Below are 24,856 nucleotides of genomic sequence, written 5' to 3'. Positions count from 1 at the left end.
GAACTGCACCGGCGGTGGCGGGAGGACACGAGGGGGCGGCCGCGGTGCTGTGCGCGGCTCACTCGGGTGAGCCGGCGGGCTCGCCGTGGCCCTCCCACGGCCGGGCGAGCGTGAACAGGGCTGTCGCGGACAGCAGTACGCAGCCCAGGACGACGACCGCCGTCGACATGGCGGTGGTGTCCCCCAGCACGCCGGGCAGGGGCGCGGCCGCGGCCCCGAGGACGAACTGGGCGCCGCCGAGCAGCCCGGAAGCGGCTCCGGGAGCGTCGCTGCCGACCGCGAGGACGATGGTGGTCGACGCGGGCAGCAGCAGCCCGAACCCGGACGTCAGGCCGAACAGGCAGGCCCACGTGGTGAGGAACGTGCTGACGCCGACGGCGAGCAGGATCACCAGCGTGACCAGGGCGAGCACGGTGACGGCCACACCGACGGTGAGCAGGACGTTCAGACGTACCCGGCCAGCCAGCCGTCCGAAGACGGTCCCGGCCAGCACCGTGCCGACGGCGTTGGTCGCGAAGACGAAACTGTACTCGGTGGGCGACAGCCCGTAGACGGTCTCGAAGACGAAGGGCGAGCCGGTGATGTAGGCGAACAGGGCGGCCAGTCCGCATCCCATGACCAGGAGGTGACCGGCCATCTCCCGGCGCCGCAGCAGGCCGCCCATCGCGGCGAGTACGGCCGGCAGGCCGCCGGTCCGGCGCCGCTCGACGGGCAGTGATTCGGGCACCCACGCCCAGATCGCGGTCAGCAACAGCAGCCCGGTCACGGCCAGCGCCACGAACACCAGCCGCCACGAGCCGACACCGAGGACGAGGCCGCCGGCCACCGGAGCCAGCACCGGCGCGGTGGACCCGATGACGCTCAGCGTGGTGAGCCGACGGGCCGCGGGGGCGCCGGTGAACAGGTCGCTGACGACCGCCCGTCCGATGACGATGCCCGCGCCGCCCGCGACCCCCTGCAGCAGCCGGGCCGTGTCGAACACGGCGATGGACGGGGCGCACGCGCAGACCAGGGACAGCACGCTGAACGCACCGGAACCGGCCAGGAGCAGGCGCCGCCGCCCCGTCGCGTCGCTGACCGGGCCGAGGACGAGCTGTCCCACGGCGAGCCCGACGAGGCACGCCGTCAGGGAGAGCTGGACGGCCGTCTTCGAGGTCCCGAACGACGTGACGATCTCCGGGAAGCCGGGCGCGTACATGTCGATGGCGAACGGCGACACCGCCGAGAGTCCGCCGAGGACCATGATCAGTAGCCCTGTTCCGGTCCGTGGGGGGACGGCGTTCCGTGGGGGTGCGGAAGCGGTACGGACGGTCATCGGTCTCCCTCCGAGGGTGCCTGCGGTGCGCCCATCGTCGGCGCCGCGGACGCGCCGTGGTGTGGAGCGCCGGGCCCCGGGATGTGGAGCGCGGGGCCGCGTCGGAGGGCGGCGCGGGAGGTCCGTCCGTCCGCAGGGCAGCGCGCGGACACCTCGGCGGACGGCACCAGGAGGATGCCCCGCCCGTGGACCGGACCGGCGGTGTCGGGGGTGCGCCCGCCCATGGCCCAGGCCGACGTTGCTCGCGACCCGGACGGACCGTTTCGGAACGGGCCGTGTCGGGACGAACTGAGTCAGGAGCGCTCCCGCCTGAAGCGGGCGGGGGACGTGCCCCGGTCGCGCCGGAAGGCGTAGCCGAAGTTGCCGGCCGAGGCGTAGCCGACTTCGTGTGCGATCCGGGAGACCGGCCAGTCGGTCTCGACGAGCAGCGCCGCGGCCCGGTCCAGGCAGTGCCGCCGGTGGTACTCCATCACCGACGTCCCGTACAGCGCGCGGAATCCGGTGGTGAGGCGCCGTACCGACATCAACGACGCCCGGGCCAGCTCGGCGAGTGTCGGCGGTGCGTGGCGCTCCCGCCACAGCAGCTCGGGTACCCGGCGCAGCGCGGCCGTCTCGTGGTCGGCCAGAGCCGGCTCGGAGCGGTCCCGGGCCTCGGCGGGCGACGCGCCGGCCGAAAGCCCGTCGATCAGCGCGGCGAGTGCCGCCACGAGCCGTGACTCCATGAACAGCAGGCGTCCCGGGGAGGAGCGCCGGTGCAGGAAGATTTCCTCCAGCGGGCCGGCGGCCGGGCGCAGCGCGGCGGACCTGCCCAGATACCGCTCGCGGGCGACGCTCTCCGGTCCGGTGGGCGGCAGGGCACCGGCGCCGAGACCGCCGAGGTAGGACTCCAGCCCGGACCAGGTTCCGGTGACCGACACCGCGCGGTACCGCTCGCCGTCGCCGTGCGCCACGACACCGTCGAGGGCCCCGCGGGGACTGAGCGCCACCGAGCGGGCGCGCAGGTCACCCGCGCCGGCCCCGGTCTCGCTGATGTGCATGCGCCCGTCGACGCAGTGCTCCAGCTCGAAGTGGTTCCCCGGGAACCGGAACCCGACCCGGTGTCCGCCGGCGAACGCGACGTCGTAACGGACGATGTCGAACCCGCTGCGCAGCGACGTCACCTCGATGGTGCCGTCGCCGACCTCCGGCCGCAGCCGGTGCCGTACCGTGCCGTCGCCGCTCTCCTCGGTCTGCGCGATCGAGGCGTAGTACGCCGCGGCCGTCGCCTCCGACACGGCCGAACCGGCCGCGCCGGTGAGTTGATGCACCCTGGTCACAACTTTGCAGGTTAGCTCCCGTGCGGCGCCTCGGTCATGCGCGCCCGGCGGTCGGGGCGGGGTCAGGCCCGTACGGAATCGGTGCCGCGTCGCCGCTGTGCCGTGGTGAGGGCGCGGACGACGAAGACGCCGGCCACCGCCGCCGCCACGACGGCCGCGTCGGCGGCCAGCAGCGGGTACACGTTGTGGTAGGCACGTTCGATGACGTGGTCCGTGGGGACGGCGTACATCAGGCCCGTCCCGCTCAGCATCCCGGCGAGCCACAGGCCCCACCACCAGTTCACGGCGTGCGGCAGGCGCTCGCCCGGGGCGCTCGCCCGGTGGATGTCGGCCACGATTCCGCGGGGCACCCACAGGTTCGCGACGGGCACAATCCAGCCCGCGTAGATCCACGGCCAGGCGTAGCGCGGCGGCTGTCCGGAGAGGGTGTGGGCGTTGTCCCGGACGCGCGACAGCCAGATCAGGAAGGTGATCGCGCAGAGCACCGTGGCCGCGCTGCCCAGGGTGGTGACGAGGTGGTAGCCGTCCTCCAGCGAGGTCAGCGGGCGGTGCTGTCCGTCGCCCTGGTCCGGCGGCCCGGAAGCCGGCATTCCGATGGTGGCGAGACGGATCTGCCACAGGGCCCGGGCCGCCCAGGCGACACCGGCCAGGACGAGGGCACCCGCGGCCCCACGGGCCGCTCCGCGGACGGGACGCAGGGGCGACGGCGCTATTCGATCTTCCATCCGGGCATTGTTCCGCACGGAGGGGCACCTACGCCAAATGCCGCCAACCCCCGTACATTCAGGGCCAGTTGCCGCTTTACGTCTCGGGGTGCCGAACAGGACATCACCCACCGTCCGACACGAATCCGACAGTATCCCTCCCCCGGCACCGCCGGAGCCCCCGCATTGTCAGGCAAGTCCCCACTTGCCTATGGTGAGGTCATGGCAGAGGATGTTTTCAAGGCGCTGGCCGACCCCACCCGTCGGCGCATCCTCGACGAGCTGGCGGAGCGGAACGGCCAGACGCTGTTCGAGATATGCGCCCGGCTGGTGACGAAGCACGGCCTGGGACTGTCCCGGCAGGCGATCAGCCAGCACCTGGCCGTTCTCGAATCCGCCGGCCTGGTCCGCTCGCGGCGCCAGGGCCGCTACAAGTTCCACGACCTGGACACCGGACCCCTTGAGCACGTCATGACCCGATGGCTGAGCACCGACACGCCGGAGAGCACCCCATGAGAATCCACGTGACCAGCGTCTTCGTCGACGACCAGGCCAAAGCGCTGCGCTTCTACACCGACGTGCTGGGCTTTGTGAAGAAGCACGACGTCCCCCTGGGCGAGGAGGCCCGGTGGCTGACCGTGGTCTCCCCCGAAGATCCGGACGGCACCGAACTGCTGCTGGAGCCCTCCGGCCACCCCGCGGTGCAGCCGTACAAGACGGCACTGGTCCAGGACGGTATCCCGGCCGCCTCCTTCGCCGTGGACGACGTGAAGGCAGAGTTCGAGCGGCTGCGCGCGCTCGGCGTGACCTTCACCCAGGAGCCCCTGGAGATGGGCCCGGTCACCACCGCGGTCCTGGACGACACCTGCGGCAACCTGATCCAGATCGTGCACAGCGCGGAGATCCCGCGCAGGACGTGAACCGCGCACGGCGGGGTACGGGCCGGGCCCGCTCCCCGGCATGTCGGTGGCGTCGTGGATGCCGATCGGCACCGCCGGCAGGCACCTGGCAGACTCGTCCTACGGGAGGCGACCGGGCGGGGACACTCCGGGTCGGTCCGGTCACCGGGGCAGGGGAGGACCCATGGACGGGAACGATCCGCACATCCACGTTCCGGCGAAGGCGGTTCACGACGACGCCGCTGCCCGCAACCTGATGGCCGCCACGTTCGGTCTGGTCGGTGACCTGCCGAGCGTCGTCACCACGGGATGCGGGCTGCGGGTGCCGTACGCGATGGCCTCAAGGCGTCCGGACCGTGTCACCTGCCTCGCCTGCCGTGAGCACGCACGGCAGGAACACCTGCGCTTCGCGGCGGAGGTGGAACGGATGAGCGGCACGGTGGGATCGGTCTTCACGCCCGCCCAGAGGAAGTTGGCCGCAGACCGGCTCCGCGACCTCGCGCGGCAGTTCTCCGACGACGAGAGTTGAGGGGCGGGAAGCGGGAGCCGGAAAGCGGGAACCGGGTGCCGGGAAGGCGCGTTTCAGGCCGCTGCCCCCGGCTTGCGTCCGCAGACCACGAGTGCCTCCCTCGGCATCGTCACCGACCACACGTCCTCCTCCGCGGCCAGGGACGTCTCGACCTCGCGGGGTACGCCGTCGGCGTCCTCGTAGCGGAAGATGTCGCAGACCAGCTCGAACGTACGGCGGTGGGTGTCCCGGGGTCCGAGTTCGGCGTAGAGCCTCGTCAGGCCGTACATGTCGGCCATGTACCGGCCCAGTTCCTCCCGCGCCGCGTCCTTCGTGGCGCCGGTGACGACGAAGGAGTCGTCCATGAGCCGGGTACCGACCTTCTCGAAGCCGGCCGACCGCAGGTAGGAGGCGGCCTCGTCGCGTGCGAAGTGGGGGTGGTCGTGGCCGGTGGCCGCGTACACGTCGACGACTTTCCTGAACCACACGTCCACCGGGGAGTCGGTGAGGAAGTCGTGGAGCACGAACACCCCGCCGGGCTGGAGGACCCGGAACGCCTCCCGGGCCACCGTGCCCCGCCGGGCGACCGGTATGTGGTGGCTGCCGTAGGCGAGCAGCACACCGCCGACTGACGCGTCGCGGAACAGCAGCGACTCCGCGCGCTGCCGCACCGCCGGAATGCCGCGCGCCCACGCCTGCTCCACCATGAAGGGCGAGGCGTCGCAGGTGGCCACCACGGTGTCCGTGCGGCCGGTCAGCTCCGCGACCCGGCTGACCAGCCCGTCCCCGCCCAGCAGGTCGAGGACGAGCCGGGACGTGGCGCGGCGGTCGGCGGCGACCAGGTCGAGGAGCCGGCCGATGCCCCGGGCCCGGGTCATGACCGAGCGCTGCGCGACGACGTAGCTCTCGCCCCGGCCGCCGCTGCCGGCGTCGCCGAAGTCGTCCTGCTGATGCAGGAGTCCGGTGGCCCGGCGGTGCTGGTCCGCGACGCGTTCCGGGTCCAGGCAGGCGGCGATCTCGGGGTGTTCCGCGGCCAGCGCCCGGACCTGCGCGCTCATGTCCGTGCCGATCACTGCTGCCTCCGGAGTGCTGGTCGGTCCGCCGGACGTCGGTGTGCCCGGCCGAGGGCCTGCGGCCGCCGTGGCGGCGGCGCGGCGGTCCGCCGTCACGGCCCGCCCACCGCCTTCAGCGGCGCGCACACCTGGGAGCCGGGGGCCCGGGCGGCACGGGACGGGCGCAGGTCGGCGACCGCGAAGCAGCGCCGCAGCCACCGGTCCTGCCCGTCGTAGCGGGGCCGGAAGGCGGTGCGGCCGTGCACCGCGGTGCGGTTGTCCACGACGATCAGGTCACCGGCTTCGAGGACCGCGCCGTCGAGGACGGCGAGCATGGCGTCGCGCAGTTCGCCGAACGCGCGCTCCGCGGTCTCGTCCAGGGGTTCCATGGCGTGGAAGTCGGCGACGATCTCGGGGTCGCTGTCCGGGCCGGACAGCACGGGCAGCGGCGGTGAGACGACGCCGGTACCGGTACCGGTCCCCTGCTTCCCGGCGCCGGGGCCGCCGAAGGAGCTGCTGAGGTGGATCCGGAACAGCGGGCGGCGCAGTACGCGGACGCACTCGGCGGACAGGCGGGGCAGCGCCCGGGTGACGGCACCGTAGGTGGTGCGGGCCCGGCGCTCGTGGTCGGCGCGCAGGCACAGCAGCGTCACGAAGTCCGGTTTGTACGGGTGGAAGCCGTCCTCGGTGTGCAGTTCGAGCAGTACGCTGCCGCTGTTCTCCTGGCACTCCTCGGCGCCGCTGACCGGGACGATGTCCTGGACCAGCCGGCCGGCCTTCTCGTCGGCGTAGGCGATGACGTCGCCGAGCCAGGAGACCACGGCGAGCTGGCCGACCGTCGCGGTCCCGAGCCGCGACCAGGCGGGTGCGGCGCCGTCGGCGGGGGTCGGGGGCAGATCCTCGTCGAGCGGTACATTGCGTACGAGCAGGACGCCGTGCGGGTCGCCCTGCCTGCGGAAGCGGCTGAGCGCGCGGGCCAGGCGGGGCGGGAGCCAGCGCGCCGCCACCTCGATCTCCGCGAGCAGCCGGGGGTCGTCGAGCTGCGCGGGCCCGGCCGGCTTCCCGTGCGGCAGCATGCCGGTGATCTCGTCGGCGACCTTGCGGAACTGCTCGGCTTCCTGCGGCGTCAGCTCCACCGTCTCGGCCCCGGCGCCGCCGGCGGGGGGTTCCTGGTACGTCAGCACAGCGGTGTCTCCTCGCGGTCCGCGGCGGTCAACGGGCGGACGGCGACCCGGCTTCGTCCATGGTGCGGACGAGGCTCGTCGGGCGCATGTCGGTCCAGTGTTCCTCGACGTGGGCGAGGCAGGCGTCCCGCGTGTCCTCGCCGTGCGCGACCGTCCAGCCGGCCGGGACTGCGGCGAACGACGGCCACAGCGAGTGCTGGCCCTCGTCGTTGACCAGCACCAGGTAGGTGCTGTCGGGGTTCTCGAAAGGATTGGTCATGGCGTGGTCCTTCTTCTTCGGGGCTTCGGGGAGGGAAGCGGGGGGCTGGGGTGGGCGTTCGGCAGGTGGGGGCGTCTGCGGGCGGCTTACCGGGTGGGGCCGTCGTCCGTGCCGGGCAGCCACTCGGCGACCACCCGGCCGATGTCGGCCAGCGGCTCGGGGCGGCACATGTCGTGGTGGGTGCAGTCCACGGCGTACCGGCGTACGCGTCCGGTGACGAAGGGCTCCCAGACGGCCGCCGTGGGCGCTTCGTCCGGGCGGCCGGCGGTCGCGGTGAAGTGCAGGAGGTCGCCGTCGAACCGGCCGGGCGCATGCGCCGACGCGAGTTCCGCGCTGTTGACGAAGACGTCGGCCAGGGCCACGACGCGGCGTTCCTCGATGTCCGCCAGGGGGCCGCCGCCGCGCCGCAGGATCTCCATGACGTCCTCGACGCGCAGCCGTTCGGCATCGCCGGCGTCCTCGCCGTGGCCGGCGAAGTCGAGCAGCGTCGCCAGGACGTCCCGCTCCGCCACGGGCGGGGCCGCGGCCTCGGGGTCGCGGGGGTAGGAGTCGAGCAGGGCGAGGAAAGCGACGTTCTCGCCCTCGGCCTGGAGGCGGACGGCGATCGCGTGGGCGGCGAGGCCGCCGAAGGACCAGCCCAGCAGGTGGTAGGGGCCGGTGGGCCGGACCGAGCGGATCTGCTGGACGTAGTCGGTGACCAGCTCGTCCATGGCGGTCGGGTACGCCTCGGGGCGCGCGAGGCCGCGGGCCTGCAGCCCGTACACGGGCCGGTCGGGGCCCAGGTACCGCAGCAGTCCGGTGTAGGCCCAGCCGAGGCCGCCGGCGGGGTGGACGCAGAACAGCGGCGGCAGTCCGCCGGAGTCGCGCAGCGGGAGCAGGACGTCGAAGGCGTCGCCCCGGACGCCGAGGCGCAGCCGGTCCATCAGACGGCTGACCGTGGGCGCCGCGAACAGGTCGCTGACCGACAGCTCCACGCCCGCGGCCTCCCGAATGCGGCGAACCAGCCGGATGGCCGCCAGCGAGTCCCCGCCGAGGTCGAAGAAGTCGTCGTCGATCCCGGTCCCGGTCAGGCCGAGGACGTCGGCGAACAGGCCGCAGAACACCTCCTCCTCGGGGGTGCGGGCGGGCCGCTTGGATGTGACGGAGAGCGGGCCTTCCGGCTCCGGAAGGGCGCTCCGGTCGAGCTTGCCGCTGGTGGTCAGGGGCAGGGCGGCCAGTACCACCACGACGGCCGGCACCATGAACTCCGGCAGGTGCCGCGCCGCGTGGCGCCGCAGGTCGGCGGGGTGCGGAGCGGTTCCCGGCGCGGGGACCACGTACGCCACCAGCCGCTGGTCACCGGGCCGGTCCTCACGGAGGACGACGGCCGCCGCGGCGACGGCCTCGTGCCGGGCCAGGGCGGCCTCGATCTCGCCGGGCTCGACGCGGAACCCGCGCAGTTTGACCTGGTCGTCGGCGCGCCCGGCGAATTCCAGCACCCCGCCGGCGGTCCAGCGCGCGAGGTCGCCGGTCCGGTACATCCGCTCCCCCGGCGCCCCGAACGGGCAGGCGATGAACCGTTCCGCCGTGAGCCCGGGCCGCGCCAGGTAGCCACGGGCGAGCTGGACACCGCTCAGGTACAGCTCCCCGGTCACGCCCGGCGGGACGGGCCCCAGAGCCGCATCCAGTACGTACGCCCGGGTGTTGCGGACGGGACGGCCGATGGGCACCGGGCGGACGGCCGTGGTGTCCTGTGCGGCGGCCGGGGACCGCCCGCAGGACCAGGTCGTGGCGTGGATGGTGGTTTCCGTCGGGCCGTACAGGTGGTTCAGGGTCGCGCCGAGGAGGCGCACGGCACGGTCACGCAGCTCCGCGGGGAGCGGTTCGCCGCCTGTCTGGACGCGCCGCAGGGTCGTGCAGCGGGCGGTGCCGGGTTCGTCCAGGAAGGCCCGCAGCATCGACGGCACGAAGTGCACCGTCGTCACGGCGTGTTCGCGGATCAGCGCGGCCAGGTACGCCGGGTCCCGGTGTCCGTCGGGGGCGGCCACGACGATGCGTGCGCCGGTGGTCAGCGGCCAGAACAGCTCCCACACGGAGGCGTCGAAGGCGGCGGGCGCCTTGTACAGGCAGATGTCGGAGGGTTCGAGGCCGAACTCCTCCTGTATGCCGAGGAGCCGGTTGACGACGCCCGCGTGCGGGACGACGACGCCCTTGGGCGTGCCGGTGGAGCCCGAGGTGTAGAGCACGTAGGCCGGATGCGACGGGGAGAGCGGTACGGTACGCGCGGCGCTCGCCGCCTCCGGCCGGGGGTTCCGCACGCCGTCCACGTCATCCAGGACGCACACCGGACGTGCCTCGTCGAGCAGGATGCGGACGCGTTCGGCCGGGAGGGCGGGGTCGACCGGCAGGTAGGCCGCGCCGCTCTTGAGCACCGCCAGCAGCGCCACCACCAGCTCCACCGAACGCGGCAGCACCACGGCCACCACCCGCTCCGGCCCCGCACCCCGTCCGGTCAGAGCGCGCGCCAACTTCGCTGCCCACGCGTCGAGTTCCGCGTACGACAGGGTGACACCCTCACCGGCCACCGCCACCGCATCCGGTGTACGGGCCACCTGCGCCTCGAACAGCTCCGGCAGCGTGGCCGGGGGCAACGGCCGCTCGGTGGCGTTCCACCCCGTCAGCACCCGTTCCCGCTCGGCCGGGGGCAGGATGTCGAGCCGCCAGATCCGCCGGCCGGGGTCGGCGGCGACGGCGTCGAGCAGCCGCTCGAAACGGGTGACCAGGCCCTCCGCCGTGCTCCGGTCGAACAGGTCGGTGCTGTACTCGACGCCGCCTTCGAGGCCGCCGGGCCCGCCGTCGGGGGTGTTCCGCTCGGCCAGCCGGAACAGCAGGTCGAACTTGGCGGAGCGGGACCGCGTCTCCTCGGCGCGGACGCGCAGTCCGGGCAGCTCGACCGGCAGGTCCGCGGCGTGGTGGAGGGACAGCAGCACCTGGAACAGCGGGTGCCGGGCCGCCGAGCGGGCCGGGTTGAGCACGTCCACCAGGTGCTCGAAGGGCACGTCCTGGTGGCTGTACGCGGCCAGGCCGGTCCGGCGGACCCGGTCGAGCAGGTCCGTGAAGGACGGGTCGCCCCCGGTGTCGGTGCGGAGCACCAGGGTGTTGACGAAGCAGCCGACGAGGTCGTCCAGGCTCTCGTCGGTACGCCCCGCGACCGGTGTGCCGATCGGGATGTCGGTGCCCGCGCCTTCACGGGTCAGGAGCGCCGCGAGGGCCGCCTGGACGACCATGAACAGGCTCGCGCCGTGCGCCCGCGCCAGCCCGGCGAGCCGGGCGTGGGTGGCGTGGCCGACGTGCAGCGGCACCGTCCCGCCACGGTGGCCGGACACCTCCGGCCGGGGCCGGTCGCGCCGCAGCTCCAGCTCGGCCGGCAGTCCGTCGAGCGCCGTCCGCCAGTACGCCACCTGGCGGGAGAGCGCACTGTCCGGGTCGCTCTCCTCGCCGAGGAAGTCGCGCTGCCACAGGGTGTAGTCGGCGTACTGGACCGGCAGCGGCGCCCAGACCGGGGCCTCGCCCGTACGGCGGGCCGTGTAGGCGGCGGACAGATCGCGGGCGAGCGGGAGGTTGGACCAGCCGTCGCCCGCGATGTGGTGCAGTACGAGCAGCAGGACGTGCTCGTCGGGGCCGAGCGCGAACAGCTCGGCGTGCAGCGGCGGTTCACGGGTGAGGTCGAAGGGACGCGCGTACGCGTCCGCGAGGGCCGCCGCGAGGGCGTCCTCGGCGACCGTCCGCACGGGCAGCGGCGTGGGTGCTTCGGCGGGCTCCAGTACGTGCTGGCGCGGGGTGCCCCCGGTGTCCGGGTACACGGTGCGCAGTACCTCGTGCCGGGTTGTCACGTCGTTCAGGGCGGCGCGCAGGGCCGCGATGTCGAGCCCGCCGGTCAGGCGCAGCGCGAACGGCATGTGATAGGTCGGCGCGGGGCCTTCCATCTGGTGCAGGAACCACAGGCGCCGCTGGGCGAAGGACAGCGGCAGTTCGGCCGGGCGCTCGTCGGCGGGCCGCAGCGGCGGCCGTCGCCGGGCGTCCTCGCGCGGGGTGCCGAGCCGGGCCGCGAGCCCGGCGGCGGTCGGTGCCTCGAAGACGTCCCGTACGGCGAGTTCCGCGCCGAGGGCCGCACGGACGCGCGAGACCAGCCGGGTCGCGAGCAGGGAGTGGCCGCCGAGGGTGAAGAAGCCGTCGTCGACGCCGACCCGGGGCACGCCGAGGACCTCGGCGAACAGGCCGCACAGGATGTCCTCGACCGGGTCGCGCGGCTCCCGGCCGCCGGTGGTGCGCGCGCCGGGGGCGGGCAGGGCGCGGCGGTCCAGCTTGCCGCTGGGGGTCATCGGCAGGGCGTCGAGCACGACGATCCGGGCGGGAACCATGAACTCGGGCAGCGTCCCGGCGCAGAACTCGCGCAGTTCCCCCGTGTGCGGCCGGGCGCCGGGCGCGGGCACCACGTAGGCGGTCAGGCGCTGGTCGCCGGGCCGGTCCTCGCGTACGGCGGCGGCCGCGTGCGCGACGGTGGCGTGCCGGGCCAGCACCGTCTCGACCTCGCCGGGTTCGACCCGGTAGCCGCGCAGTTTGACCTGGTCGTCCGTCCGCCCGGCGAAGGCCAGCAGTCCGTCGGCCGTCCAGCGGGCGAGGTCTCCGGTGCGGTACATCCGCGTGCCCGGCGCGCCGAACGGGTCGGCGACGAAGCGCGCGGCGGTCAGGCCGGGCCGGGCCAGGTAGCCGCGGGCGAGCTGGATGCCGGAGAGGTAGACCTCGCCCACCACGCCGGGCGGCACCGGGCGCAACCGCGCGTCGAGCACGTACGCCCGGGTGTTGGCGACCGGCCGGCCGATCACGGGCCGTGCGTTGTCGCGTGTCCGGGCGCCGACGACGTCCACCGTGCACTCGCTCGGCCCGTAGTAGTTGTGCACCTCGGTCTCCGGGTGGGCCCGCAGCGTCTCCCACAGCGCCGCGTCGACGGCCTCCGCGCCGAGGAGGATCACCGCCGGGCGGTGTCCGGGGCCGTCCAGGAGCCCGAGCGCGGTCAGTTCCCGCATCAGCGAGGGGGTGATGCCCAGGTAGTCGACGCTCCGCTCGCGTACGTAGGCCAGCAGCGCGGCGGCGTCGCGGCGGGTGTCCTCGTCCACGACGTGCAGTTCGTGGCCGGCGACCAGGCCGGCCAACTGTCCCATGGAGGCGTCGAACGACACCGACGCCGTGTGGGCCACGCGCAGGCGCCGTCCGGACGACGCGGCCACGGCGTCGGCAGCCGGGTCGAACACCCGGTCGCGGTGGTCGGCGTACAGGTTCGCCAGGCCCAGGTGCGTGACCACGACGCCCTTGGGGACGCCCGTGGAGCCGGAGGTGTAGACGATGTATGCGGCATGGTCGCCGTGCAGGGGCGGGGTACGGAAGGCAGCACCGGCTTCGGACGGATCGTCACCGTCCAGCAGCACCAAGGACGCCGCCCGGTCCTCCCCGAGGCGCCCGGCCAGCTCCCGTTCGGTCAGGACCAGCGGTACGGCCGCGTCGGCCAGCATGAACGCCAGCCGCTCCGCCGGGTAACCGGGGTCCAGCGGTACGCACACCCCGCCGGCCTTCCAGATGGCCAGCACGGCGGCGATCATCTCCGCCGACCGGCGCACGCACAGCCCCACCAGGACGTCGGGCCCGGCGCCCCGGGCGGCCAGGCGCCGCGCGAGGCGGTCCGCGCGCGCGTCCAGTTCGGCGAACGTCCAGGACACCTCGCCGCAGACGAGGGCCACCGCGTCCGGTGTCGTCGCCACCCGGGCCGCGAACGTCTGCGGCAGCAGCTCGGCCGGCGGCTCGCCGGCCGAGCCGCTCCACTCCCCCAGCACCCGGGCCCGTTCGGCCGGGGTCAGGATCTCCAGCGCGTCGATCCGCCGGCCGGGGTCGGCGACCAGGTTCTCCAGGACCCGGACCACCCGCGCCATGATCGCCTCGGCGGTGTCCCGGTCGAACAGGTCGGTCTGGTGGTCCAGCCGCAGCCGCAGCGGCCGGCCGGGCATCACCATGAAGTTGAGCGGGTAGTGGGTGACGCCCTGGCTCCGGCTCGCCGTCACCCGCAGTCCGCTGCCGTGCGCGGTGGCGGCGAGTCCGCTCTCCCCGGCGGGCAGGTTCTCGAACACGGTCACCGTGTCGAACAGTTCGCCCGAGCCGAGCGTGCGCTGGATGCCGGAGAGCCCCACGTGCTGGCAGGCCAGCAGGTGCGTCTGTTCCTCCTGGAGCCTGGCCAGCATTCCGGTCAGCGGCTGCTCCGGGCCGAGGCGGACGCGTACCGGCAGCGTGTTGGCGAACAGGCCGATCATCCGCTCGACGCCGGGCACCTGGGGCGGGCGGCCGGAGACGGTGGTGCCGAAGACCACGTCGTCCTTGCCGGTCAGCCGGCCGAGGACGACGGCCCAGGCGCCCAGGAAGACGGTGCTCAGGGTCAGCCGTTCGCGGCGGGCGAGGGCGTCCAGCGCGGCGGTGAGGCCGTCCGGCAGGTCGCGCAGGACCTGGCCGGGCAGGGCCGGTTCCCGGGACGGGTCGGCGGGCGCCACGCGGGTGGGTTCCTCGACGCCCTTGAGCACCCGGCGCCACACGTCCTCGGCGGCGGCCCGGTCCTGCCCGGCCAGCCAGGCCAGGTAGTCGCGGTAGCGGGCCACCGGCGGCATCCCGTCCTCCCCGCCGCCCCGGACGTACAACCGGAACAGCTCGTCCAGCAGCAGGTGTACGGACCAGCCGTCGAGCACCAGGTGGTGCGCGGTGACGACGAACCGGTGCCGTGCCGGGCCGAGCCGCAGGAGCGTGAAGCGCAGCAGGGGCGGGCGGGCCGGGTCGAAGCGGCGGAGCCGGTCCTCGGACGCGATGCGCTCCGCCTCCGCCGCCCGCTCTTCGGGGGCGGTCGCGCTGAGGTCGGCCTGGCGCCACGCCAGGGCGACGTCGCGCGGGACGATCTGCACCGGTTCGTCCAGACCTTCGTGCCAGAAGCCGGCGCGGAGGGCGGCGTGGCGCCGCAGCAGCGTGCGCGCGGCCTCGCGCAGTGCCGTCGCGTCCAGGTCGCCGTCCAGGTCGTACGCGCTCTGCAAGGTGTAGAGGTCGAGCGCTGCCGTGTCGTACAGCGCGTGGAACAGCAGCCCTTCCTGGAGTGGTGCCAGGGGGAGGATGTCCTCCAGTTCCGCCTGCGGCCCGGCCTGCGTCATTGTGATCGCCTCCATGCGGCTTCGAGCTGTTCGAGCTTGTCCTGGCTGAGCCGGACCAGCGGTACGTCGGACGGGGTGCGGCCACCGGCGTCGGGACGGGCGGCGTGGGCGGCCAGCGTTTCGAGCGCGCGGGTCCAGGCAGTGGCCAGGTCGTTCAGGTCGCGGCCGGTCAGGGGCGCGTGGGCCCGGCGCCAGGTCGCGGCCAGCCGTGGCCCGCCTGGGCCGTCCACGGCGGTGATGTCCACCTCGGCCCAGTGGCGCGCCGGTTCGTCGGCCGGGTCCGGACCGGACGGGACCTGCGGCAACTGCCCGAGGTAGTGGAACGCGAACCGGGGTGCGGGCAGGGCCGCCAGCCCGGGAGCGGTGTCGGGGTTGAGGTGGCGCAGCAGGCCGTGCCCCAGGCCGCCGTCCGGCAAGGACCGCAGCTCCTCCTTGACGCGTTTGAGGGCCGTCGCGGCAGCGTGCCCGCCGTCCTCCCGCAGCGCTTCCCCTGCCGGGTCGCCCAGGTCGAGGCGGACCGGGTGGGTGGTCGTGCAGCGGCCCACGGTGCGGGACAGGTCGATGCCCTCGCCGAGGGGTACGCGGCCCGGGCGCCGTACGTCGGCGAGCACGGTGCCGTCGGCGGAGCCGCTGCGGCGCTGCCAGTCGGCCACCGCCAGCGCGAACGCGGTCAGCAGTACGTCCTCGGCGTCGGCGTGGAAGGCCGCCGGTACGTCGGTGAGCACCTGCCCGGTGCGTTCGGCGGACAGGAGGGTCGTCAGCACACCGTCGCCGGCCGCCTGTGCCGGGAAGGCGGCCGTGTCCTCGGCCGGGTGGCCGGGCCCGGCGAGAATGCCGGCCCACCGGGACACTTCTCCGGCCCGCCGGGGGTCCCGTGCCTGGGTGCGCAGGTGCTGGGCCCAGCGCCGGAAGGACGTGCCGACCGGGGCGGGTTCGGGACGCCGTCCCCCGGCCGCGTCCTCGCAGGCGTCCGTGACGTCCCGCAGCAGGACGCGCCAGGTCTGCGGGTCGGTGACGAGGCGGTGCAGGACGAGCAGCAGCAGGCCGGGGCGCCCGGGGCGGGCGTCGAAGCCGACCGCTTGGAGCAGCACCCCGGACTCCGGCGCCAGGCGGGCCGCGGCGGCCCGCTCCTCCTCGGCCACGGCGGCCTCGTCCGGCGCGGTACCGGCGCGGCGCACCTGGTCCGCGGCCCGGACGGTGCCGGGCGGCAGCACTTCGAGCAGCCATCCCGGTCCGTCCGCCTCGGCGGGCCCGCCGGAGGTCAGGCGTGCCCGCAGCATGTCGTGGTGGTCGAGGACCGTCTGGAGGGCGGTCTCCAGCGCGTCGTCACCGAGCCCGGCCGGGACCGGTACGGTCATCGCCTCGTACCCGGTGCCGGGGTCGGCGTCGCGCTCCCGCAGGGCGTGCAGGTCCGGGGTCAGCGGCACCACGCCGATGCCCGCCTGCGGTGCCTCCGTGGTGGCAGGCGCCGCGTCCGGTGTTCCGGCGGCCACGGCCAGGGCCGCCACGGTCTTGTGCCGGAAGACGTCCTGCGGGCCGATGGCCAGCCCGGCGGCCCGGGCCCGGCTGACCACCTGGATGGAGACGATGCTGTCGCCGCCGAGTTCGAAGAAGTCGGCGTCGGCGCCGACGGACGGGCGGCCGAGCACGTCCGCGAAGATGTCGCAGAGCAGCCGTTCCCGGGCGGTGGCCGGGGGGCGGCCCGCCGTGGCCCCGGCCGTCGTCTCCGGCGCGGGCAGCGCCGTGCGGTCGGCCTTGCCGTTCGGGGTCAGCGGCAGGACGTCGAGCGGAATGACCACCGAAGGCACCAGGTAGTCCGGCAGGCGTCGGCGCAGCCAGGCGCGTACCGAGGAGCCCAGGGCCGCGGGCGGCGCGACGGCCGCCGCCGGGTCGTTGGTGAAGGACGGCGGTGCGGTGCGGTCGGCCGCCGGTACGTACACCCCGGTGACCGGGGCGCTGCCGTACGGAGCGGCGGCGTCCGGTGCGGCGGCGCCCTGGGCGGCGAACAAGGCGTCGAAGCAGTCGTCACCCGCCGTGCCCGACCAGGTGACGGCCGTCCAGAACCCCAGCCGCTCCCCGGTCGCGCACAGCGTCTCGGGGTCCACGGTCACGGGGTGCCCGGCGGCTGCCTCGTCCGCCAGCCGCGCGTTGGGGATGCCGGTGAGGCGCAGCCGGTCCGGCCGGCGCTCCGCCAGCAGCGCGGCGATCTCGGCAGCTCCGCCCAGGCCCGGGTGCCAGGGCAGGGTGGGCGCGTCGGCGAACGGCCGGGCCGGTGCGGGCAGCGGTGCGCGGCGCAGGACGACGTCGTAGCGGTACCGGGACAGTTCGTTGTGGTACGCCCCGCGCTTGAGGCGCAGGTCGACGGCGCCGATGTCGGGGACGGTGGCGGGCAGGGCCGGGAAGAAGTCCGGGTCGACCAGCAGTTCCCGTTCGGGTGCGGTGGCGCCGGTGGCCGCCCGCAGGCTCGGCAGCAGCCGCAGGTTGCGGAGGTCGCCGAGGAACAGGGCGCCGCCCGGCGTCAGCAGCCGCAGCGCGGCGCCGATCACGTCGGTCAGATAGGCGGCGTCCGGGAAGTACTGGGCCACGGAGTTGAGCACGACGGTGTCGAAGAAACCTTCCGGCAGTCCGGTGAGGTCGTCCGCTGGCTGGGCCCGGAGCACCACCCGGCCGGCGAGCGCGGGCCGTTCGGCGACCTGCGCCGTCAGCGACTCGATCACGGCCGCCGACAGGTCGGTGCCCCAGTACGCCTCGCACTCCTCGGCGAGCCGCGACAGGAGCAGGCCACGGCCGACGCCGATCTCCAGTATCCGCCGGGGCCGCAGGTCCCGGATGCGCGCGACGGTGGCGTCCCGCCACTGCCGCATGTCGTCGACGGGCAGGGGCTCCCCGTCGTAAGTACTGTTCCATCCGGTGAAGTCCTCACCGAACGGGGCGGTCTGCGACGTCCCGTACAGGGTGTCGTAGAGCTGCCGCCATTCCCCGAGGATCCGTTCCGGCGCGCCGCCGGGGGCCTGTGCGGGCCCAGGGCCGCCGACGGCCTCGGTGGGCTGTCGCGGTCCGTCCGCCGCCGGGACCACGTACCCGACCAGGCGGGTGCCGCCCGGGCCGTCGTCGCGGACCGCCGCGACGGCCTGCGCCACCTCGGGGTGGGCGGCCATCGCGGCCTCGACCTCGCCGAGTTCGACCCGGTGGCCGCGGATCTTGACCTGGTCGTCGGTCCGCCCGGTGAACTCCAGCTCGCCGTCGGCGTTCCACCGCACGAGGTCCCCGGTGCGGTACATCCGGGTGCCCGGCGCGCCGAACGGGTCGGCGGTGAACCGCTCGGCGGTCACCCCCGGCCGCCGCAGGTAGCCCTGGGCCAGACCCGCGCCCGCCAGGTACAGCTCGCCCGCCACGCCGGTCGGCACCGGGCGCAGCGCCGCGTCCAGCACGTAGGCGCGGGTGCCGGTGACGGGCGTGCCGATGGGTGCGACGGCGCCGTCGCCGGTCAGCGGCCGGCTCATCGTGCCGCAGACCGTCGATTCCGTCGGGCCGTAGGCGTTGACCATCAACCGGCCGGGGGCGAAGGCCGCCGCCGTCCGGGGCGGGCAGTTCTCTCCCGCGACCACCAGGCAGGTCACCGGCGCGAGCTGGTCGGGCGTCATGACGCCCAGCGCCACGGGCGGGACGGTCAGGTGGGTGACGTCGTGCCCGGCCAGCACGGCGGCGAGGTCGGGCCCTGGCAGGAGGCGTTCGGCCGGGGCCACCACCAGGGCCGCACCGGTCAGCAGCGCCATGCACAGTTCCCAGAACGCGGCGTCGAAGCTCGGGGAGGCGAACTGCAGGACCCGGCTGCCCGGCCCGGCGCCGAAGGCGTCCGTCTGGGTCGCCGCCAGGGCGGCCGCGCCCGCGTGGGTGACGGCCACGCCCTTGGGCACGCCGGTCGAGCCGGAGGTGTAGATCACGTAGGCCGGGTGTGCGGGGTCGGGCCGTCCGGCCTGCCCCCTGTCAAGGCCGGACCGTCCGGCCTGCTCCGCGCCGGGGTCGGTGTCCGGCTGCCCGGCCAGGTCGCGGGCCGGCTGTCCGCCGCCCTCGTCCGGGTCGAGCCGGGGCAGGTGGTCGGAGCCGGGCACATCCTGGCCCGCGACGCCCGTCAGCAGCAGCGACGGGCGGGCGTCGTCGAGCATGAAGGCCAGGCGTTCGGCCGGGTATCCGGTGTCGAGGGGGAGGTAGGCCGCGCCCGCCTTGAGCGTCGCGAGGACGGCCACGACCAGGTCGGCGCCCCGGGGGAACGCCAGGGCGACGACGTGTCCGGGACCGATGCCGCGGGACAGCAGCAGGTGGGCCAGGCGGTTGGCCCGGGCGTTCAGCTCCTGGTAGGTCAGCGTGCCGGACGCGGACAGCACCGCCGGGGCTCCGGGGCGCCGGGCCACCTGGCGGGCGAACAGCTCGGGCACGGTGGCCGGCGGCACCTGCGGACCGTCGGCCCCCGAAGTACGGGCGTGTTCGGCGGGGGTGAGGACGTCGGCCTCGCCGATGGGACGCGCCGGGTCGGCGGTGACCGCCTCCAGCAGCCGTGCCCACCGCTCCACCAGCGCCTGGACCGTCCGCCGGTCGAACAGGTCGGTGCTGTACTCCAGCGTCCCGCGCACGCCCCCTGAAGAACCGCGTTCGGTGACGCTGAAGAACAGGTCGAACCGTGAGGTGCCGGAGGCGGCCGGTTCGGGCGTCACCTCGACGCCGGGCAGCGCGAGCCCGGCCTCCGGGGTGTTCTGGAGCACCATCGCCACCTGGAACAGCGGGTGCCGGTTCGGGGAGCGGACCGGGTTGAGCGCCTCCACCAGGTGCTCGAAGGGCACGTCCTGGTGGGAGTAGGCGTTCAGAGCCGTTTCCCGTACGCGCCGGAGCAGTTCGCCGAACGACGGGTCGCCGGAAGTGTCGGTGCGCAGCACGAGCGTGTTGACGAAGAGGCCGACCGCGTCGTCCAGCGCCTCGTCGTGGCGCCCGGCGACGCCGCTGCCGATCGGCAGGTCGGTGCCCGCGCCGAGCCGGGTCAGCAGGGCGGCGAGGCCGGCGTGCAGCACCATGTGCAGGCTGGTCCCGGTGCCCCGGGCGAGGTCGGCCAGCCGGCGGTGCAAGGCGGGGTCCAGGTCGAAGCCGAGCGTCTCGCCGCGGTAGCTGGAGACGGCGGGCCGGGGGCGGTCCGTGGGGAGGGCGAGTTCCTGGGGCAGGTCCGCCAGGGTTTCGCTCCAGTAGGCGACCTGCCGGGCGAACGGGCTGTCGGGGTCGGTCTCGTCGCCGAGCAGCGCGCGCTGCCACAGCGTGTAGTCGGCGTACTGGACGGGCAGTGGCCTCCACGACGGCGCCCGGCCCCGGGCCCGGGCTGCGTATGCGGTGGCCAGGTCTCTCGCCAGGGGGGCCATCGACCAGCCGTCGCCGGCGATGTGGTGCACCACCAGCACGAGGAGCTGCTCCCGCTCGCCCAGGTCGAACAGTTCGGCCCGTAGCGGCAGGTCGGCCGCGAGGTCGAAGGGGTAGCGCGCCGCCGTCTGGACGGCCTCGCGCAGCCCGGTCCCGTCGGTGTGCCGTACGAGCAGTTCGGGGCGCGCGCCGTCCGCGTCGAGGACGAGCTGGCGGGGCACTCCGTCCGTCACCGGGAAGACGGTGCGCAGGCTCTCGTGCCGGGCCGCCACGTCGGCCAGCGCGGTGCGCAGTGCCGTACGGTCCACGGCGCCGCGCAGGCGCAGGGCGATCGGCATGTTGTAGGTGGCGTTCGGGCCCTCCAGGCGGTGCAGGAACCACAGTCGCTGCTGGGCGAACGACAGCGGCAGGGTCTCGGGGCGGGCCATCGGCCGCAGAGCGGGCCGTGTCGCGTCCCGGTTCTCCTCGTCGTCCAGCCGCGCGGCCAGTCCGGCGACCGTGGGGGTCTCGAACAGGGCGCGGACGGGCAGTTCGGCCCCCAGGGCGGTACGGATGCGGCTGATGAGCCGAGTCGCCAGCAGCGAGTGTCCGCCGAGGTGGAAGAAGTTGTCGTCGACGCCGGCCGCCGCCAGGCCCAGTACCTGCGCGAACAGGTCGCACAGCACCCGCTCGCGCGGGGTGGACGGCGCGCGCGTACCCGCGACGGTCCCGAGGTAGGGGGCGGGCAGCGCCGCCCGGTCGAGCTTCCCGTTGCCGGTCAGCGGGAGTTCGGTGAGGACCAGTACGGCGGCGGGCACCAGGTACGCGGGCAGTTCCGCGCGGAGCGACGCGGTGAGCGAGGCGACGAGTTCGCCGCGCTGCCGGGAGGCCGCCGGGTCGTTGGCGAGCGTCTGCGACGGCTCGGTCACGGCGGTCGCCGCCGGGCGGTGGACGCCGTCCAGGGCGGTCGCCGCCGGGTCCGTGAAGAGTACGTCGAGGAGTTCGGCGGCGTCGCCGGAGCGGGTGACCGCGACCTGGTAGCCGGCGTGTTCGCCCAGGTCGTGGAAGGTGTCCGGGCCGAGGTCCGGCGCGGTCGGCTGCTCGGCGGGGCCGAGGAGGGCGAGGACGTCGGCCAGCGGCCGTCCCTCGTCCAGTCCGCGCGCGGCACCGGCTTCACCCGCCAGCCGTTCGTCGGGCACCCCGGTCACCCGCAGCGCGGGCACGCGCTCGGCGGCGAGGCGCCGGGCGAGGTCGTCGGGCCCGGACACGTCGTGGCCCCAGCGCAGTTCCGGTGCGGCCGACAGGTCCGTCGGTCCGGCGGCGGACCGTTTGTGCAGGACGGCGTCGTACCGGTAGCGGTTCAGCTCGTTGACGTACGCGCCACGCTTGACCCGCAGGTCGACGCCCGCGATGTCCGGGTGCCGCGCCGCGAGCGCGGTGAAGAACGCGGGGTCGAGCAGGAGTTCCTTCTCCAGCAGGACGGCCTGTTCCACGGCGCGGCGTACGGCATCGGGGTCGGCGGACGGCGTGGCGCGGCGCAGTTGCACCGCCGTGTGCAGGCACCGCAGCAGCCGGAGGTCGCGCACGTCGCCGAGGAACACGGCCCCGCCGGGGGCGAGCAGCCCCAGTGCCGTGCCGAGCACGTCGGTGAGGTGGTCGGCGTCCGGGAAGTACTGGGCGACCGAGTTGATCACGACGGTGTCGAAGGAGCCGGCCGGCAGGCCGTCCGCGTCGGCGGCGGCCCGCACCCGCAGCTCCACCCGCCCGGCCAGCTCCGGCCGTCCGGCCACCTGGGACCGCAGCCGGTCGATGGCGTCGGCGGCGATGTCGGTGCCCCAGTAGGTCTCGCAGTCGGGGGCGATCCGGGAGAGCAGCAGTCCGCTGCCCACGCCGATCTCCAGCACCCGGCGCGGGCGCAGCTCGCGGATGCGGGCGACGGTCGCTTCCCGCCACCGGCGCATCTGCTCGACCGGCAGGAGCCGCCCGTCGTAGCTGCTGGTCCAGCCCCTGAAGTCGGCGCCGAACGGCGCGGGTTCCGCTTCCTGGTGGCCGACGCCTCCGTACAGGGAGTCGTAGACCTGCTGCCACTCGTCGAGCTGGGCCCGTGCGGCCGCGTCACCGCGCTGCTCGCCGGGCTCCGGAACGACGTAGGCCACCAGCTGCGTGCCGGACGTCCGGTCCTCCCGCGCGACGACGGCCGCCCGGGAGACGGCCGGGTGACGCAGCAGCGCGGTCTCGATCTCGCCCGGCTCGATGCGGTGGCCCCGCACCTTGACCTGCTCGTCGGCGCGGCCGGCGAAGTGCAGTTCGCCCGCGGCGGACCACCGGGCCAGGTCGCCGGTGCGGTACATGCGCCCGCCCGGCGCGCCGAACGGGTCGGCCGTGAACCGTTCGGCGGTGAGCGCGGGCCGGTTCAGGTAGCCGCGCGCGAGCTGCGCGCCCGCCAGGTACAGCTCGCCCGTCACCCCGGGCGGTACCGGCCGCAGCCGCTCGTCCAGCACGTACGCCCGGGTCCCGGGCACCGGCCGGCCGATCGGCAGCGGACCGTCCCCGGCCGTGGCGCCCGGCGGCAACCGCAGGACGACGCAGCCCACGGTGGCCTCGGTCGGCCCGTACTCGTTGACCACGGCTGCCTGCGGCTGGGCCCGCCGCCAGGGCGCGAGCTGTTCGCCGGTGAGCTGTTCGCCGCCCGCGACGAGGTCCGCGACCGCCGTCCGCGGCCCGGGCGGGGTGGCGCCGAGCAGCGCGAGGTGGCTGGGCGTCACCTTGAGGAAGGTGTACGGGCCCGGGTCCGGCGCGTCGGCGGAGAGGTCTCCGGTCAGCACCCGGCCGCCCGCGGTGAGCGGCGCGTACAGCGCGGTGACGGTGAGGTCGAAGGAGACGGGCGAGTGCAGCAGGGTGGTGCCCGCGGTGCCGGGGTACGCCTCGCGGGCGAACGCCAGGTAGGCGGCGAGCGCGCGGTGTTCGACGAGTACGCCCTTGGGTGTGCCGGTGGAGCCGGAGGTGTGGATGACGTACGCGGGGTGCTCCGGGCACAGCGGCGCGGTGCGCTCGGCGTCCGTCACGTCGTGCTCCGGCTGTTCCCCGGCCCCTCGCCGCAGCTCGTCGCTGTCGGGCGTGAGCCAGCGGGTGTCCGTCGCGGGCAGGCCGGCGGCGAGGGCGGAGCTGGTGATCCCGTGTGCGGCGCGGGCGTCGCCGAGCAGGAAGCGCAGCCGTTCGGCCGGGTGCGCCGGGTCGAGGGGCAGGTAGGCGGCGCCGGTCTTGAGGACGGCCAGCAGTGCCGTCACCAGCTCGGCCGAGCGCGGGAGGGCGACCGCGACGAACTGTTCCGGGCCGATGCCACGGCGGATGAGCAGCCGCGCCAGCCGGTTGGCCCGCGCGTTCAGTGCGGCGTAGGTGAGGTGCGTGGTGCCGTCGGTGACGGCCACCGCGTCCGGCGTGCACCGCGCCTGCGCCTCGAACGCCGCGGGCAGCGTCACCGGCGGCGTGGTGAGGGCGGCGCCGTTCCACGTCTCCAGCAGCCGCTCGCGTTCGGCGGCGTCGGTGAGGTCGACGGTGCCGATCGGCCGGTCGGGTGCCGCCGCCACGGCGTGCAGCAGCCGGACGAAGCGTGCCGTGAGGGCTTCGGCGGTGCCGTGGTCGAACAGGTCGGCGCTGTACTCCAGCACCCCGTCGACCCGGTCGGGGGCGCCGTCCTCGGTGTAGCGGTCGGTGAGGCTGAACAGCAGGTCGAACTTGGCCGCGGCCAGCTCGGCGACGTCGGGCGTCACCCGCAGGCCGGACATGGCGAACTCGGGCGCGTCGTTGTTCTGGAGTGTCAGCATCACCTGGAAGAGGGGGTGCCGGGCCGCGGAGCGGGCCGGATTGAGCAGCTCCACGAGGTGTTCGAAGGGCACGTCCTGATGGGCGTAGGCGGCCAGGTCGGTCTCGCGGGCCCGCTCCAGCAGGGTGCTGAAGGCCGGGTCGCCGGAGGTGTCCAGGCGCAGCACGAGGGTGTTGACGAAGAAGCCGACGAGGTCGTCCAGGGCCGCGTCCGTACGGCCGGCGACGGCGGAGCCGAGGGGGATGTCGGTGCCCGCGCCGAGCCGGGTCAACAGGGCGGCCAGACCGGCCTGCACCACCATGAACAGGGTCGCGCCGTGCTCACGGGCCAGCCATGCGAGCCGGGTGTGCAGCTCCGCGTCGAGGACGAAGACCACCCGTCCGCCCCGGTGGGCGGAGACCGCGGGGCGGGGGCGGTCGGCGGGGAGCGCCAGCTCCTCGGGCAGGCCCGCCAGCGCCTCGGTCCAGTGGGCGACCTGGGCGGACATCAGGCTGTCGGGGTCGTTCTCGCTGCCGAGCAGGTCGTGCTGCCACAGCGCGTAGTCGGCGTACTGGACCGGCAGCGGCGCCCACGTCGGGGCGTGTCCGGCACACCGGGCCGTGTACGCGGTCGACAGGTCCCGCGCGAACGGGACGTTCGACCAGCCGTCGCCGGCGATGTGGTGGAGGACCAGGAGCAGGACGTGGTCGTCGGGTCCGACCTCGAACAGGTCTGCCCGCAGGGGCAGTTCGGCGGTCAGGTCGAAGCGGTGCCCGGCCGCCTCTGTCAGCGCCTCGGTGAGTCCGGCCTCGTCGGTGCGGTGGGTGCGCAGTTCCACGGCGGCCTGGTCCGGGCCGAGTACGACCTGCCCGGGGCCGCCCTGGATCTCGGGGAAGACGGTGCGCAGGGCCTCGTGCCGGGCGACCACGTCGTCCAGGGCGGCGCGCAGGGCGGCGGTGTCCAGCGGGCCGGACAGCCGCAGTGCGAAGGGCATGTTGTAGGTCGGGCTGGGGCCCTCCAGCCGGTGCAGGAACCACAGCCGGCGCTGCGCGAAGGACAGCGGTACGGCGTCCGGACGGTGCGCGGCGGGCCGGAGGGCGGGCCGTCGGCGGCCCCCGGTACCGGTACGGGCGGCCAGACCGGCCACCGTGGGCGCCTCGAACACGTCGCGTACGGACAGTTCCGCGCCGAGGGCGGCCCGGATGCGGGAGACGAGCCGGGTGG

General features: G+C 74.8%; 11 protein-coding genes (1 of these 11 only partly in view). 3 read left to right on the top strand and 8 right to left on the bottom strand.

Going from position 1 to position 24,856, the window contains the following annotated elements; translation table 11 throughout:
* Positions 1-58: 58 nt before the first annotated feature.
* The 3 genes from AB0A97_RS21805 to AB0A97_RS21795 form a co-directional block, all read right to left on the bottom strand.
* On the bottom strand, positions 59-1,315 hold the full coding sequence (locus tag AB0A97_RS21805; RefSeq protein ID WP_361152395.1) for a multidrug effflux MFS transporter: 1,257 nt from the start codon (positions 1,313-1,315) through the stop codon (positions 59-61).
* Positions 1,316-1,608: 293 nt separating this feature from the next.
* A complete protein-coding gene (locus AB0A97_RS21800) occupies positions 1,609-2,631 on the bottom strand; it encodes an AraC family transcriptional regulator (RefSeq protein ID WP_361152392.1) in 1,023 nt (340 codons plus the stop codon).
* 62 nt (positions 2,632-2,693) lie between these two features.
* Positions 2,694-3,356: a DUF4328 domain-containing protein gene (locus AB0A97_RS21795; protein WP_361152389.1), complete on the bottom strand. Its 663-nt coding sequence runs from the start codon at positions 3,354-3,356 to the stop codon at positions 2,694-2,696.
* Positions 3,357-3,557: 201 nt separating this feature from the next.
* On the opposite strand from AB0A97_RS21795, the gene AB0A97_RS21790 reads away from it, so the two are divergent.
* The 3 genes from AB0A97_RS21790 to AB0A97_RS21780 all read left to right on the top strand — a co-directional run bounded on the left by AB0A97_RS21790 (position 3,558) and on the right by AB0A97_RS21780 (position 4,763).
* The gene (locus AB0A97_RS21790; RefSeq protein WP_361152387.1) at positions 3,558-3,851 is read left to right on the top strand and encodes a metalloregulator ArsR/SmtB family transcription factor; all 294 of its coding nucleotides are present in this window, start codon (positions 3,558-3,560) and stop codon (positions 3,849-3,851) included.
* On the top strand, positions 3,848-4,255 hold the full coding sequence (locus tag AB0A97_RS21785) for a VOC family protein (protein WP_361152385.1): 408 nt from the start codon (positions 3,848-3,850) through the stop codon (positions 4,253-4,255). Before AB0A97_RS21790 ends, AB0A97_RS21785 begins: the two co-directional genes overlap by 4 nt.
* A 163-nt stretch (positions 4,256-4,418) precedes the next feature.
* Positions 4,419-4,763: a hypothetical protein gene (locus tag AB0A97_RS21780; protein WP_361152383.1), complete on the top strand. Its 345-nt coding sequence runs from the start codon at positions 4,419-4,421 to the stop codon at positions 4,761-4,763.
* A 53-nt stretch (positions 4,764-4,816) separates the two neighbouring features.
* On the opposite strand, the gene AB0A97_RS21775 is transcribed toward AB0A97_RS21780, so the two are convergent.
* The 5 genes from AB0A97_RS21775 to AB0A97_RS21755 all read right to left on the bottom strand — a co-directional run.
* The gene (locus tag AB0A97_RS21775) at positions 4,817-5,815 is read right to left on the bottom strand and encodes a methyltransferase domain-containing protein (protein WP_361152381.1); all 999 of its coding nucleotides are present in this window, start codon (positions 5,813-5,815) and stop codon (positions 4,817-4,819) included.
* Between the two features lie 92 nt (positions 5,816-5,907).
* Positions 5,908-6,978, bottom strand: a complete 1,071-nt coding sequence (locus tag AB0A97_RS21770) for a TauD/TfdA family dioxygenase (RefSeq protein WP_361152378.1) — start codon at positions 6,976-6,978, stop codon at positions 5,908-5,910.
* A 28-nt stretch (positions 6,979-7,006) separates the two neighbouring features.
* On the bottom strand, positions 7,007-7,237 hold the full coding sequence (locus AB0A97_RS21765; RefSeq protein WP_361152375.1) for an MbtH family protein: 231 nt from the start codon (positions 7,235-7,237) through the stop codon (positions 7,007-7,009).
* Between the two features lie 86 nt (positions 7,238-7,323).
* The gene (locus AB0A97_RS21760; protein WP_361152373.1) at positions 7,324-14,451 is read right to left on the bottom strand and encodes an amino acid adenylation domain-containing protein; all 7,128 of its coding nucleotides are present in this window, start codon (positions 14,449-14,451) and stop codon (positions 7,324-7,326) included.
* On the bottom strand, positions 14,448-24,856 hold the end of the coding sequence (locus AB0A97_RS21755) for a non-ribosomal peptide synthase/polyketide synthase (protein WP_361152370.1). The gene runs 12,691 nt beyond the window's last position; the window shows 10,409 of its 23,100 coding nt (coding positions 12,692-23,100); its start codon lies off the right edge, out of view — the gene reads right to left on this strand; its stop codon occupies positions 14,448-14,450. Before AB0A97_RS21755 ends, AB0A97_RS21760 begins: the two co-directional genes overlap by 4 nt.

The organism is Streptomyces sp. NPDC045470, assembly GCF_040646595.1.
Taxonomy (GTDB): domain Bacteria; phylum Actinomycetota; class Actinomycetes; order Streptomycetales; family Streptomycetaceae; genus Streptomyces.
The sequence above is the reverse complement of the archived record's forward strand: the minus strand, read 5'-3'. Positions and strand labels throughout refer to the sequence as shown.